14 protein-coding genes are annotated in these 11,857 nt (G+C 74.3%); 5 read left to right on the top strand and 9 right to left on the bottom strand.

The window, feature by feature from the left end; all coding sequences use genetic code 11:
* Positions 1-102: 102 nt before the first annotated feature.
* From ABZ693_RS27510 to ABZ693_RS27500, 3 genes are all read right to left on the bottom strand, one after another.
* Entirely contained in the window at positions 103-294 is a 192-nt protein-coding gene (locus ABZ693_RS27510) for an I78 family peptidase inhibitor (RefSeq protein ID WP_359882454.1), read from the bottom strand.
* A 250-nt stretch (positions 295-544) separates the two neighbouring features.
* The gene (locus ABZ693_RS27505) at positions 545-1,822 is read right to left on the bottom strand and encodes a glycosyltransferase (RefSeq protein ID WP_359882451.1); all 1,278 of its coding nucleotides are present in this window, start codon (positions 1,820-1,822) and stop codon (positions 545-547) included.
* Positions 1,823-1,910: 88 nt separating this feature from the next.
* Positions 1,911-2,438, bottom strand: coding sequence for a transglycosylase family protein (locus tag ABZ693_RS27500; RefSeq protein ID WP_359882448.1), 528 nt, complete (start codon positions 2,436-2,438; stop codon positions 1,911-1,913).
* A 226-nt stretch (positions 2,439-2,664) separates the two neighbouring features.
* Here ABZ693_RS27500 and ABZ693_RS27495 point away from each other — a divergent pair, with 226 nt between their 5' ends.
* Together ABZ693_RS27495 and ABZ693_RS27490 are read left to right on the top strand one after the other, a co-directional pair.
* Positions 2,665-3,447: a DUF8842 C-terminal domain-containing protein gene (locus ABZ693_RS27495; RefSeq protein WP_359882446.1), complete on the top strand. Its 783-nt coding sequence runs from the start codon at positions 2,665-2,667 to the stop codon at positions 3,445-3,447.
* Positions 3,448-3,635: 188 nt separating this feature from the next.
* On the top strand, positions 3,636-3,962 hold the full coding sequence (locus ABZ693_RS27490; protein WP_359882444.1) for a hypothetical protein: 327 nt from the start codon (positions 3,636-3,638) through the stop codon (positions 3,960-3,962).
* Positions 3,963-4,056: 94 nt separating this feature from the next.
* On the opposite strand, the gene der is transcribed toward ABZ693_RS27490, so the two are convergent.
* The 4 genes from der to ABZ693_RS27470 all read right to left on the bottom strand — a co-directional run bounded on the left by der (position 4,057) and on the right by ABZ693_RS27470 (position 8,191).
* On the bottom strand, positions 4,057-5,505 hold the full coding sequence (gene der, locus ABZ693_RS27485; RefSeq protein ID WP_359882441.1) for a ribosome biogenesis GTPase Der: 1,449 nt from the start codon (positions 5,503-5,505) through the stop codon (positions 4,057-4,059).
* Between the two features lie 78 nt (positions 5,506-5,583).
* Positions 5,584-6,228, bottom strand: a complete 645-nt coding sequence (locus ABZ693_RS27480) for a lysophospholipid acyltransferase family protein (RefSeq protein ID WP_359882439.1) — start codon at positions 6,226-6,228, stop codon at positions 5,584-5,586.
* The gene (cmk, locus tag ABZ693_RS27475; protein ID WP_359882436.1) at positions 6,225-6,917 is read right to left on the bottom strand and encodes a (d)CMP kinase; all 693 of its coding nucleotides are present in this window, start codon (positions 6,915-6,917) and stop codon (positions 6,225-6,227) included. Before cmk ends, ABZ693_RS27480 begins: the two co-directional genes overlap by 4 nt.
* A 185-nt stretch (positions 6,918-7,102) precedes the next feature.
* On the bottom strand, positions 7,103-8,191 hold the full coding sequence (locus ABZ693_RS27470) for a prephenate dehydrogenase (RefSeq protein WP_359882433.1): 1,089 nt from the start codon (positions 8,189-8,191) through the stop codon (positions 7,103-7,105).
* A 171-nt stretch (positions 8,192-8,362) separates the two neighbouring features.
* On the opposite strand from ABZ693_RS27470, the gene ABZ693_RS27465 reads away from it, so the two are divergent.
* Genes ABZ693_RS27465 through ABZ693_RS27455 form a run of 3 tightly spaced genes read left to right on the top strand, consistent with a single transcriptional unit; the run spans position 8,363 to position 9,945 of the window.
* The gene (locus tag ABZ693_RS27465) at positions 8,363-8,698 is read left to right on the top strand and encodes a DUF952 domain-containing protein (RefSeq protein WP_359882431.1); all 336 of its coding nucleotides are present in this window, start codon (positions 8,363-8,365) and stop codon (positions 8,696-8,698) included.
* A gap of 46 nt (positions 8,699-8,744) precedes the next feature.
* Positions 8,745-9,212 carry a Rieske (2Fe-2S) protein gene (locus ABZ693_RS27460; RefSeq protein WP_359882429.1) on the top strand — a complete coding sequence of 156 codons (468 nt, stop codon included), beginning with the start codon at positions 8,745-8,747 and terminating at the stop codon, positions 9,210-9,212.
* Positions 9,213-9,237: 25 nt separating this feature from the next.
* Positions 9,238-9,945, top strand: a complete 708-nt coding sequence (locus ABZ693_RS27455; RefSeq protein WP_359882427.1) for a nucleotidyltransferase domain-containing protein — start codon at positions 9,238-9,240, stop codon at positions 9,943-9,945.
* A 37-nt stretch (positions 9,946-9,982) separates the two neighbouring features.
* Here ABZ693_RS27455 and ABZ693_RS27450 read toward each other — a convergent pair whose 3' ends face one another.
* Entirely contained in the window at positions 9,983-10,864 is an 882-nt protein-coding gene (locus ABZ693_RS27450) for an ABC transporter permease (protein ID WP_359882425.1), read from the bottom strand.
* Positions 10,861-11,772: an ABC transporter ATP-binding protein gene (locus ABZ693_RS27445; protein ID WP_359882423.1), complete on the bottom strand. Its 912-nt coding sequence runs from the start codon at positions 11,770-11,772 to the stop codon at positions 10,861-10,863. Before ABZ693_RS27445 ends, ABZ693_RS27450 begins: the two co-directional genes overlap by 4 nt.
* Positions 11,773-11,857: the final 85 nt, after the last annotated feature.

The raw sequence follows: 11,857 nt of genomic DNA, 5'->3' as shown, positions 1-11,857 counted from the left end.
GGGGGGGCTGCCACAAACCACAGCAATGGGCGGGGCGGCCCCCGGCCGATCGGCCGGGGCCCTCCCGTCATATGGCCTCGATACCTCCCCGGACCGGTCGGCTCAGCCGCGCCAGGCGCGGGTGACGACGCCGTTCTCGGCCTCGAAGTCGATGCGCCCTTCCATGTACTCCATCGTGACGACCGCGCCCGGCGGCAGGATCCGGACGACCCGCCAGCCGCGGATCCTGGCGAGCCGTTCGGCCTCCTCGACGCGGAGTCCCACATACGTTTCGGGTGCGTGTTCGGGTGTCATACAGATCACGTTAGTACCTTGCCGGTCACGCTTGTGTCACAGCTTCCCGACATACGTTTGACATGGCCCCGTTCTTCACCAACCGTGTCTCCGGGGTCGGATTCCAGCCGTTTACCCGGAATTTCACGCACCGGGAACGCACCGGTGAATATCCACTCCCGAATTCCGCACGAATGCCCCCGACGGGGAATTCCACGCCCGCTCCCCGCACCGTATTCACAGGATCCCCACAGTTTCCCGCGGCGGGCGCTCAGCGGAAGCGGCGGACCAGGGCACCCGCCCGGGACTTCGCCGTGTAGACGGCGTCGACGACGGTGCCGACGGCACGGTGCAGCGCGGCCCGGGCCGGGGCGTGGGCGCGCGGCCGGCCGGCGCCCGCGGCGGCGAGCCCGGTCCAGATCTCCTCGTGCCGGACCGCCGTCCGCGAGGGGTCGAAGCGCTCGGAGGCGGCCAGGGCCGCCTTCGCCGCCCGGGCCCGGGCCTCGTCGTCGTTGATGAGCGCGAGCAGCGCGCCCGCGACGGCGGCCGTGTCGTCGACCGGGACGAGCCGGCCGTCGACGCCGTCCTCGATGATCTCCGCCGGGCCGTACGGGCAGTCGGTGGAGACCACCGGCAGCCCGCAGCGCATCGCCTCGACGATGGTCATGCCGAAGGACTCGCGCCGCGAGGTGACCGCGGCCAGCGAGCCCTTGACCCACTCCGGCTCCATCGGGTGCGCGGTGCCCATGAGGCGGACGTTCTCGCCGAGGCCGAGCCGGTCGATCTGCCGGGCCAGGGTCTTCTTCAGGTTGTCGGCGGCGTCGCCGGTGCCGTAGATCCGCAGCGTCCAGTCGGGGCGGGCGGCGGCCACCTCGGCGAAGGCGTCGATCAGCAGGTCGTACCGCTTGACCGGGGTGAGCCGGCCGGCCGCGACGACGATCTTCGCGGCGGGGTCGGCGGGCGGCACCCGCGGCGCGGGCACGCTGTTGGGCACCGCGTCGATCCGTACGCCGGGCAGCGCGAGCGCCCGGTAGGAGCGGGCGTCGGCCTCGGTGACGGTGGTGACGGCGTCGAGCAGCGCGTACTCGTGGCCGATGTCGCGGCGCAGCCGGTAGCTGTGCCCGTCGAGGATCAGGTGCTCCTGCCCCACGAGCACCGGCCCGCGCGGCGCCTGCCGGGCGAGCTGCACGTTGAGCCCGGGGCGGGTGGCGACGACGACGTCGGCCTCGACGGCGGCGAGGTGCGCGCCGATGCGGGCGTCGGTGAGGGCGCTGTACTGCTTCCAGCGGCCGTCGCCGCGCGGGAAGACCCGGGCGGGGCGGTGGAAGTCGGGGTGGTCGCCGTCGTACCCGGGGCTGTTCTTCCGGATGTCGACCAGATGACGCAGGCTCACTCCGTCGGGGACGCCGAGCACGGGTTCGTCGCGGTGGCGGAACACCGAGACGATCTCGACCTCGTGACGGGCCGCCAGCTCGGCGGCGAGCGTGAAGGTCGCCTGGATCGTGCCGCCGATGTGGTAGCCGTTGTGGAGCAGGAAAGAAACGCGCATGGCTGTGCCGGTCCCCCTGGGGCAAGCGTATGTGGTCGTGGCCGACTGTAGCCGGGTCGCGTCCCCGCGCCCGCCGCCCCCGGCCCTGTCACGAGGGCAGGCTCAGCATCATGCCGACGGCGATGCGGTCCGGGTCCGGGCCGATCACCGAGCGGTTCGCCGCGTACAGCGCCTGCCATCCGCCTTCGACCGAGAAGCGGGCGGCGATCCGGTCGAGGGTGTCCCCGGGCTGGACGACATGGGCGCGGCCGCTCAGGCCGTACCGCCGCGAGCAGACCGGCCAGGCCTGCCAGCCCTGGACGCGCAGGACGTCCTCGGCGACCGTGATCTGCTGGGCGCGGGTGGCGAGGTCGGCGCGCGGGGCGTACCGGCCGCCGCCGAACTCCTCCCAGGTCGACTGCCGGAACTGCAGCCCGCCGAAGAAGCCGTTGCCGGTGTTCGCGTGCCAGTCACCGGCGCTCTCGCAGTCGGCGACGCACCCCCACGGCCAGTGGTCGCGGACGCACGGCTCGACCGGGGTGGGCGCGGCGGCCGCGGCGCCGGGGGCCGGGAGGAGGAACGCTGCCGCGGCGCCGGCGGCGGCCGTGCGCCATCGGAGTGCTCGGGTCTTCGCCATGGGGCAGGCTAGGCAGCCGTTCCGGGCCCCGGCGGGGCCGCCGCGCGGAACACCGTTCACATGTCACCCGGCCGGCGCCGACGCTCCGCGAGGGCGCGCGGCCGTTTCCGCGCAACTTGGCGGCGCTTCACGCGTGACCCCGGCCGAGGGTTCCCCGTTGAACTCGGCATGAGACGACCGGGAGCCGCCCGGCCCGTCACCCCGCGAAGAGTCCAGGGAGCCACCCGTGCCGCGCATGCTCGACGTCAGTGAGGACGTACGCGCCGAGATCGGCGACGAAGAAGCCGACCGACTGCTCGCCGGGGAGAACGCCCCGGGCAGCTACGACTGCACCTCCTGCCGTACGCCCGGCGACTCCGAGCGCGAGCGCACCAGCACCGTGCTGTTCGTCGGCGAGGAGACCGCCGTGCTCGCCTTCGCGCACGCCGGCTGTATCCGGTCCCAGGTGGTCCGGGTCGCCGAGGAGCAGCTCCAGGGCGCGGTCGCCTCGATCACGGCCGCCGACGCCGCCGAGTCCCTCGCCACCGAGAACCCCCGGCAGGCGGTCCTCGGCGTCACCAGCGGTCTGGTGCTGATCGAGGGCGAGCTGCACCCGGCGCTCGTCGTGGAGCCCACCGCCCCGGTCGCCCGCCCCGGCTCGGACGGGCTGACGGACGAGTTCCTGACGCTCCTCGTCGAGCAGGGCTTCCAGCCCGTCGCCGACGTCAACAGCAAGCCCGCGCCGCTGCCCGGCTGGTCGGTGCTGGTCGCGATGGGCCGGCTGCACTCGGTCCTGCAGCCGGGCATGAGCGGCACGGGCCAGGTCGCCTGGTGGCAGGCGCACCAGCCGCTCCAGGTCACCGAGGGCTGGCGGACGGCGGCCAACAAGTCGCACACGGTGCTCGTCTTCGCCGCCCCGGTGGGCGCCATCGGCCAGCAGCCGCGCGAGGACCTGCTGCGCGACGCCCTGGAGAAGGCGGCGGCCAACGGCTGCCTGGTGGCCGCGGCGCTGCCGCTGGCCGGCACGTGAGCGAGCGGCCCGTACCGCGAGGGGAGGACGGGTACGGGTACGAGTACGGCGCGCGGTCCGGGCGGGCGGCGGCTCATTCCGGGCCCCGCCCGCATCCCGCGGACGCCGGGGTCGTTGGCAGATATGTGCACGCATACGACCCATTTCCGCAGCCGTACCCGACTCCGGGCCTCGCCCCCATCCCCGGCATGCGCCCGGCCCGGGACAGCGCGCCGGGATTCCCGGCGTTCTCCACGACGCCGATCTACGACGCCCTGTACGCCGAGTTCCGCCGCGCCTTCCGCACCCTGCCGGGCGACCGCGGCGGCGAGGACGACCTGCTCTTCCGCCCCTTCGGTACGGGCCGGGGTCTCGGCCCCGGTCCCGCCCCGGCCGGCCCGAGACCCGGCGGACACGCCGGCCCGGGCCCCACGGCCGCGGGCACGGGCCCGGGGGCGCTCCCCCGGGCGGGCACCGGCACCGGCCGGGGCTGGTCGGCGTACGCGCTGCCGCCCGGCACCGGGGGCGGTGCCTGAGCGCCCCGTACGGGCGCGTCCGACGCAGGAAGCGGTACGGCCGAGGGCCGGGGTGTCCGACGACGCCCCGGCCCTCGGCCGTACCGCTGTGTGCTTACTTCTTCTTGCCGCGCTTCTCGCGGACGCGCACCGACAGGTGCAGCGGGGTGCCCTCGAAGCCGAACTCCTCGCGCAGCCGGCGCTCGATGAAGCGGCGGTAGCCGTGCTCCAGGAAGCCGGAGGCGAAGAGCACGAACCGGGGCGGCTTGGTGCCCGCCTGCGTACCGAACAGGATGCGGGGCTGCTTGCCACCGCGGATCGGGTGCGGGTGGGCGGCGACCAGCTCGCCGAGGAAGGCGTTCAGACGGCCGGTGGGGACGCGGGTCTCCCAGCCTTCGAGCGCGGTCTCGATCGCCGGGACCAGCCGGTCCATGTGGCGGCCGGTCTTCGCGGAGACGTTGACCCGGGGCGCCCAGGAGACCTGCTGCATCTCGGTCTCGATCTCGCGCTCGAGGTAGTAGCGGCGCTCCTCGTCCAGCTCGTCCCACTTGTTGTACGCGATGACGAGCGCGCGGCCGGACTCGACGGCCATGGTGATGATCCGCTGGTCCTGGACCGAGATGGAGTCGTTGGTGTCGATGAGGACGACCGCGACCTCGGCCTTCTCGATGGCGGCGGCGGTACGCAGCGAGGCGTAGTAGTCCGCGCCCTCCTGGAGGTGGACCTTCTTGCGGATGCCCGCGGTGTCCACGAACTTCCAGGTCTTGCCGCCCAGCTCGATCAGCTCGTCGACCGGGTCGCGGGTGGTGCCGGCCAGCTCGTTGACGACGACCCGCTCCTCGCCGGCGACCCGGTTGAGGAGGGAGGACTTGCCGACGTTCGGGCGGCCGATGAGGGCGATGCGGCGGGGGCCGCCGACGGCGTTGCCGAAGCGCTGCCCGGGCGCCTCGGGCAGGGCCTTCAGGACCTCGTCGAGGAGGTCACCGGTGCCGCGGCCGTGCAGCGAGGAGACCGGGAACGGCTCGCCGAGGCCGAGCGACCACAGCATGGCGGCGTCGGCCTCGCCGGACTGACCGTCGACCTTGTTGGCGGCCAGGACGACCGGCTTGCCGGCGCGGCGGAGCAGCCTGACGACGGCCTCGTCGGTGTCGGTGGCGCCGACGGTGGCGTCCACGACGAACAGGCAGGCGTCGGCGGCGTCGATGGCGAACTCGGCCTGGGCGGCGACGGAGGCGTCGATGCCGAGGACGTCCTGCTCCCAGCCGCCGGTGTCGACGACCTTGAAGCGGCGGCCGGCCCACTCGGCCTCGTAGGTCACCCGGTCGCGGGTGACGCCCGGGCGGTCCTCGACGACGGCCTCGCGGCGGCCGATGATCCGGTTCACCAGGGTCGACTTGCCGACGTTCGGACGGCCGACGACGGCGAGGACGGGCAGCGGGCCGTGCCCGGCCTCCTCGATCGCGCCCTCGACGTCCTCCGGGTCGAAGCCCTCTTCCGAGGCGAGCTCCATGAACTCCGCGTACTCGGCGTCGCCAAGTGCCCCGTGGTCGTGCTGGTCGTTCATGAAGTCCGTTCCTTGATCTTGGTGGTCGGTGGGTCCCCGTCGCCGGGGCCCACTACTGAGCACTACTGAGAGTGTCGCTCAGCGCCCGGTGAGGCGCCTGGCGTTTTCCAGATGGCCGGTGAGCCGGTCCTGGATGCGGTGGGTGGCCTCGTCCAGCGCCTTGCGGGTGCGCCGGCCGCTGCCGTCCCCGGCCTCGAAGGCGTCGCCGAACACGACGTCGACGCGGCTGCGGAACCGCGGCAGCGCCTTGACCAGCCGTCCGGGCCGCTCGGTGCTGCCCAGCACCGCGACCGGGACGATCGGCGCGCCGCTGCGGACCGCGAAGTACGCGAGGCCGGCGCGCAGCGACGCGAAGTCGCCGTCGCCCCGGGTACCCTCGGGGAAGATCCCGAGCACGCCGCCGTGCTCGAGGACCGCGAGGGCGTTGCCTATGGCGGTGCGGTCGGTGCCGGAGCGGTCGACCTTGAGCTGCCCGATGCCCTCGAGGAAACCGCCGAGCGGCCCGACGAACGCTTCCTTCTTGATGAGGAAGTGCACGGGCCGCGGCGCGGTGCCCATGAGCATGGGGCCGTCGATGTTGTGCGCGTGGTTGACGGCGAGGATGACGGGGCCGGCGGCCGGCACCCGCCAGGCGCCGAGGACGCGCGGCTTCCACAGGCCGTACATCAGCCCTATGCCGATGCCACGGCCGACGGTCGCACCCTTCGCGGAGGGCTCGGTCACCGGGCGGCCGCCTCGCTCCGCCGCTCTTCCACCAGGGTCACGACGCACTCGATGACCTGGTCGAGGGTGAGCTCGGTGGTGTCCACCTCGACGGCGTCGCCGGCCTTGGCGAGCGGGGAGGTCTTACGGGAGGAGTCGGCGGCGTCGCGCTTGACCAGGGCCTCGCGGGTGGCCGTCACGTCGGCGCCCCTCAGCTCGCCGGAGCGGCGGGCGGCGCGGGCCTCGGGCGAGGCGGTGAGGAAGATCTTCAGGTCGGCGTCGGGCAGCACGGTGGTGCCGATGTCCCGGCCCTCGACGACGATGCCGTGCTCGGCACCGCGGGCGATGGTCCGCTGGAGTTCGGTGATCAGGCTCCGCACCTCCGGGACCGCGCTGACGGCGCTGACCCGGGAGGTGACCTCCTCGGTACGGATCGGCCCGGAGGCGTCGACGCCGTCCACCGTGATGGTGGGGTGGGACGGGTCGGTGCCGGAGACGATGACGGGCTTGGCGGCCGCGTTGGCGACGGCCTCGGCGTCCTTCACGTCGACGCCGTTGCTGATCATCCACCAGGTGATGGCCCGGTACTGGGCACCGGTGTCGAGGTAGCTCAGCCCCAGCTTGGCGGCGACCGCCTTCGATGTGCTCGACTTGCCCGTGCCGGAGGGGCCGTCGATGGCGACGATCACGGTTTCCACGGTGGGGAACACCTTCCTGGGTGAGCGGCAGACCCCGGCGGACGTGCGGGGACTCCCCCAAGGTTACCGAGTCCCCCGCACCCGTTCGGCCCAGTGGGGCCCAGGGCCGGGCGGGGACCCGTCACCGGGCCCCCGCGTCCGGCCTTGCCGGACCTTGCCGGACCTGGCGTCGGACCTGGTCGGCCGTACGCGCCGGGTCAGCCGGTGCGCAGCGACCAGCCCCGCTCGCGCAGCGCCTCGCCGAGGGCCTGGGCCGCCGCGGGCTCCACCATCAGCTGGACCAGACCGGCCTGCTGGCCCGTGGCGTGCTCGATCCGGACGTCCTCGACGTTCACGCCCGCGCGGCCCGCGTCGGCGAAGATCCGGGCCAGCTCGCCCGGCTGGTCGCTGATGAGGACGGCGACCGTCTCGTACGCGGCCGGGGCCGCGCCGTGCTTGCCGGGGACCCGGGCGCGGCCGGCGTTGCCGCGGCGCAGGACGTCCGCCACGCCCGAGGCGCCCGCGCGGCGGTCCGCGTCGTCGCCGGACTCGAGCGCGCGCAGCGCCCGTACCGTCTCGTCCAGGTCGGCCGCCACGCCCGCGAGGACGTCGGCGACGGGCCCGGGGTTGGCGGACAGGATGTCGACCCACATCCGGGGGTCGGAGGCGGCGATCCGGGTGACGTCGCGGATGCCCTGCCCGCACAGCCGTACCGCCGTCTCGTCCGCTTCCTCCAGGCGGGCCGCGACCATCGAGGAGACGAGCTGCGGGGTGTGCGAGACGAGCGCGACGGCCCGGTCGTGGGCGTCGGCGTCCATGACGACGGGGACGGCACGGCAGAGCGCGACCAGTTCCAGGGCGAGGTTGAGGACCTCGGTGTCGGTCTCCCGGGTCGGGGTGAGCACCCACGGGCGGCCCTCGAAGAGGTCGCCGCCGGCCGCCAGCGGCCCGGAGCGCTCCTTGCCGGCCATCGGGTGCGTGCCGATGTACGCGGTGAGGTCGAGGCCCGTCCGCTCCAGCTCGCGCCGGGGGCCGCCCTTGACGCTGGCCACGTCCAGGTAGCCGCGGCCGAGCCCGGCGCGCAGGGCCTCGGCGAGGGTGCCGGCGGTGAGCGCGGGCGGTACGGCGACGAGGACGAGGTCCACCGGGCCCTCGGGCGCCGCGTCCGTGCCGGCGCCGAGAGCGGCGGCCGTACGGGCGCGGCCGGGGTCATGGTCGCGGAGGTGCACGGTGACGCCACGCGCGGCGAGCGCGAGCGCCGCCGAGGTGCCGATCAGACCGGTTCCGATGACGAGCGCGGTTCTCACTGGGCGATGTCCTTGCGCATGGGGCAGATCCGGGGCGACGCGCGCGTGGAGCCGTACCTCCGGGTGGGCCGGGCTCCGCGTGGCGCTCCGGCCAGCCTAGTCAGCCGCCGGGGGCGGCCGCGTCCCCGCCCGCTCTCCGAGACGGCGGGTGCCGGGGGTAGAAACGTACCCATGCTGCTGCACCTCGTACTCCTGGACGACTGGTCCGCCGATCCCGACCGCCCCTACGCCCCGCCGTCGCTCGCCGACGAGGGGTTCACGCACTGCTCGCCGGACGAGCCGACGATCCTGGCCAACGCCGACACGTACTTCCGGGACGCGCCGGGGACCCTCCTGGTCCTCGTGCTCGACGAGGCGCGGCTGCGCTCCGAGGTCCGCTGGGAGGAGTCGCGGGGCGTGCTCTTCCCGCACGTCCACGGGCCGCTGGACCGGGACGCGGTCACGGCGGTCCTGGAGGTACGGCGGGATGCGGACGGCCGTGCGAGGGAGCTGGTTTCCCGGTCGTAGCGTGTTGCGGCGCGGGGCGCGGCGGGCGCGGGCCAAGCTGGGCGGCATGGAGAGCCCTGAGAGCCTTGAGAGCCCGGAGACATCCCCGACGCCGTCCGAGGCGCCCGCGCACCCGGGGGCCTCGCCCCGCTGCCCGTCCCGCCGGACCGCGCTGGCCGCCGCCGGTGCCCTCGGGGCGGCGGCGCTGGTGGCCGGCTGCTCGGGCGGCGGCAGCGACGACGAGTCGGGCGCGCAGCTGGCGCGGGTCTCCGACATCCCGGTCGGCGGCGGGAAGGTCCTCAAGGACCACAAGGTCGTGGTGACCCAGCCGGTGGCGGGCGAGTTCAAGGCGTTCTCGGCGGTCTGCACGCACCAGGGCTGCACGGTCACCCGGGTCGCCAACGGCATGATCGAGTGCCCGTGCCACGGCTCGCGGTTCCGGATCACGGACGGCGTGATGACGTCCGGCCCGGCGCCCCGCCCGCTGCCGGCCGAGGAGATCAAGGTCACGGGGGACACCATCGTCCGCGCGTGAGCGCCCCCGTTCTAGGGTGACGCGCATGACTCCCGAGGAACTGGTGCGCGATCACACGGTCTACACGTGCGTGATGGGGTCGCGCGCGTTCGGTCTGGCCACCGAGGACAGCGACACGGACCGCCGGGGCGTCTATCTCGCCCCGACGCCGCTGTTCTGGCGCTTCGACAAGCCGCCGACGCATGTGGACGGCCCGGCCGAGGAGCAGTTCAGCTGGGAGCTGGAACGCTTCTGCGAGCTGGCGCTGCGCAACAACCCCAACGTCCTGGAGTGTCTGCACTCCCCCGTCGTCGAGCGGGTCGACGCGACCGGCCGCGAACTCCTCGCGCTGCGCGGCGCGTTCCTGTCCCGCCAGGCCCACGCCACCTTCGTCCGGTACGCCGGGGGCCAGCGCCGCAAGCTCGACGCCGACGTGCGCCAGTACGGCGCTCCGCGCTGGAAGCACGCGATGCACCTGCTACGGCTCCTGGCGAGCTGCCGCGACCTGCTGCGCACCGGCGAGCTGCGCATCGACGTCGGCGCCGACCGGGAGCGGCTGCTCGCGGTCAAGCGCGGCGAGGTGTCCTGGCCGGAGGCCGAGTCCTGGATGAACCGTCTCCAGGACGAGGCCGACCGCGCCCTCACCGCCAGCCCGCTGCCGGCCGCGCCGGACCGGGCCCGGGTGGAGGACTTCCTCCTGCGTACCCGCCGCGCCTCGGCCCTGCGCGACCCGCTGCCGGTCCCGGGCGCCTGACGAAGCCGGGGCGCACCGGCGCCGGCGTCGCGGTCCCTCACACGTCGCGGCGCCGCACCACGTACAGCGTGACGGCCACCGCCGCGACCGCCCACGCCCCGTAGACGATCCACGCCTCGGTGACGGACAGCGGATACCGGCCCAGGCCGTACGGCCGCTCCGGGTTCATCACCAGCCGCTGCCAGGCGCTCAGCGGCATGGCGTTGCCGATCTCCTTGACCCAGCGATAGCGCTCGCCCTGGAACAGCGCCGGTACCAGCAGCAACAGGCCGACGGCGGTGACGATCGAGCCGGCGGCATGCCGGACGGCGGCGCCGACCGCCATGCCCACAAGGGCGCAGAGCGGCGCGAGCAGCGCGCCGGCGGCGACGGCGCGCAGAGCGCCCGGGTCACCGAGCGACAAACCGCCGTAGTCCTTCAGCAGGGACTGGGTGACGCCGAAGGAGACACCGGAGACGACAGCGCCGAGCACGAGCATGACCGCCGCAACGACGGTCGCCTTGGCGGCTACCACCGCCTGCCGGCGGGGCACGGCGGCGAAGGTCGTACGGATCAGCCCGCTGGTGTACTCGCCGAAGACGGTGATCCCGCCCACGGTCGCGGCGATGATCATGAAGAGCTGCCAGGCCGGCGGGACGAACGCCGTGTGCAGCGGATCGAACATCACCTCGGGGAGCGGCGGAGCGCCCGGCTTGACCGGGGGCAGCGCCGGCTGGTGCGCGAGCAGGTCCGCGTTGGACACGGCGGAGTTCACGTTGATGCCGATCACGGTCAGCCCGCCGGTGCCGAGCACCCAGGAGGTCGACCGCAACGAGCGGAGTTTGATCCACTCGGCGGCGAGGAGCTGCCGGAAGCGGGGCGGGGCGACGGCCGGGGGGCGGTAGGCCGGGGCAGGGGCGTGGTCCGGTACGGCGGTCATCGGGCGGCCTCCGTGGCGTATTCGACGCTGTCCTCGGTGAGCGCCATGAACGCCTCCTCCAGGGAGGCCGCGCGGGGGCCGAGTTCGTACAGCCGCGCCCGGTGGGTGAAGGCGAGATCGCCGATCCGGTCGGCGGTCAGTCCGGTCACGGTGTACGAGCCGTCGTCCTCCGCCCGGACCGTCGCGCCCTCGCCGGTCAGCGCCGCGACGAGGGCGTCCGCGTCGGGGGTGCGGACGGCGACCCGCGGCGGTGTGCCGCCGGCCGCGAAGTCCCGCAGGCTCCCGGCCGCGATCAGCCGGCCGCGGCCGATGACGATCAGCTCCTCGGCGGTCTGCTCCATCTCCCGCATCAGATGGCTGGAGACGAGCACGGTGCGGCCCTCGTCCGCCAGCCGTCCGAACAGGCCGCGCACCCAGCGCACCCCCTCGGGGTCGAGGCCGTTGAGCGGCTCGTCGAAGAGCAGCACGGGCGGGTCCCCGAGCAGGGCGGCGGCGATCCCGAGGCGCTGTTTCATGCCCAGGGAGAAGCCGTCGATCCGGCGGCCGGCCGCGTCCGCCAGGCCCACCTCGGCGAGCACCTCGGCCACCCGCCCGCGCGGCAGGCCGTTGCCGGCCGCCAGCGCGGCCAGATGGGCGCGGGCGGTGCGCCCGCCGTGCACGTCGTGGGCGTCGAGCAGGGCGCCGACGTGTCGCAGGCCGCGCGACAGGCCCGCGAAGGGGCGGCCGTCGACGGTGACGGTGCCGGAGGTGGGCCGGTTGAGGCCGAGGACCATGCGCAGGGTGGTGGTCTTCCCGGCACCGTTCGGGCCCAGGAACCCGGTGACCACCCCCGGGCGCACGGTGAAGGTCAGCCGGTCGACGGCGAGGGTCCGGCCGTAGCGTCTGGTGAGTTCGGTCGCTTCGATCACGAGGTCCACGCTGCCGGGCGGGCCGCGCCGGGGCATGGGGCCACGGGCCGCAATCGAGGCGCTCCGGGTAGCCCGTGGGCGTAGG

This window comes from Streptomyces laurentii, assembly GCF_040635425.1.
Taxonomy (GTDB): Bacteria; Actinomycetota; Actinomycetes; order Streptomycetales; family Streptomycetaceae; genus Streptomyces; species Streptomyces laurentii.
This window is presented reverse-complemented; position numbering and strand designations above follow the sequence as displayed.

What these genes read in the sequence shown, in the direction of transcription:
- der (WP_359882441.1), bottom strand. Translation starts at nt 5,505, where the DNA reads ATGAACGACCAGCACGACCACGGGGCACTTGGCGACGCCGAGTACGCG.
- ABZ693_RS27465 (WP_359882431.1), top strand. Translation starts at nt 8,363, where the DNA reads ATGCTGCTGCACCTCGTACTCCTGGACGACTGGTCCGCCGATCCCGAC.
- ABZ693_RS27505 (WP_359882451.1), bottom strand. Translation starts at nt 1,822, where the DNA reads ATGCGCGTTTCTTTCCTGCTCCACAACGGCTACCACATCGGCGGCACG.
- ABZ693_RS27510 (WP_359882454.1), bottom strand. Translation starts at nt 294, where the DNA reads ATGACACCCGAACACGCACCCGAAACGTATGTGGGACTCCGCGTCGAG.
- ABZ693_RS27500 (WP_359882448.1), bottom strand. Translation starts at nt 2,438, where the DNA reads ATGGCGAAGACCCGAGCACTCCGATGGCGCACGGCCGCCGCCGGCGCC.
- ABZ693_RS27455 (WP_359882427.1), top strand. Translation starts at nt 9,238, where the DNA reads ATGACTCCCGAGGAACTGGTGCGCGATCACACGGTCTACACGTGCGTG.
- ABZ693_RS27460 (WP_359882429.1), top strand. Translation starts at nt 8,745, where the DNA reads ATGGAGAGCCCTGAGAGCCTTGAGAGCCCGGAGACATCCCCGACGCCG.
- ABZ693_RS27490 (WP_359882444.1), top strand. Translation starts at nt 3,636, where the DNA reads ATGCGCCCGGCCCGGGACAGCGCGCCGGGATTCCCGGCGTTCTCCACG.
- ABZ693_RS27450 (WP_359882425.1), bottom strand. Translation starts at nt 10,864, where the DNA reads ATGACCGCCGTACCGGACCACGCCCCTGCCCCGGCCTACCGCCCCCCG.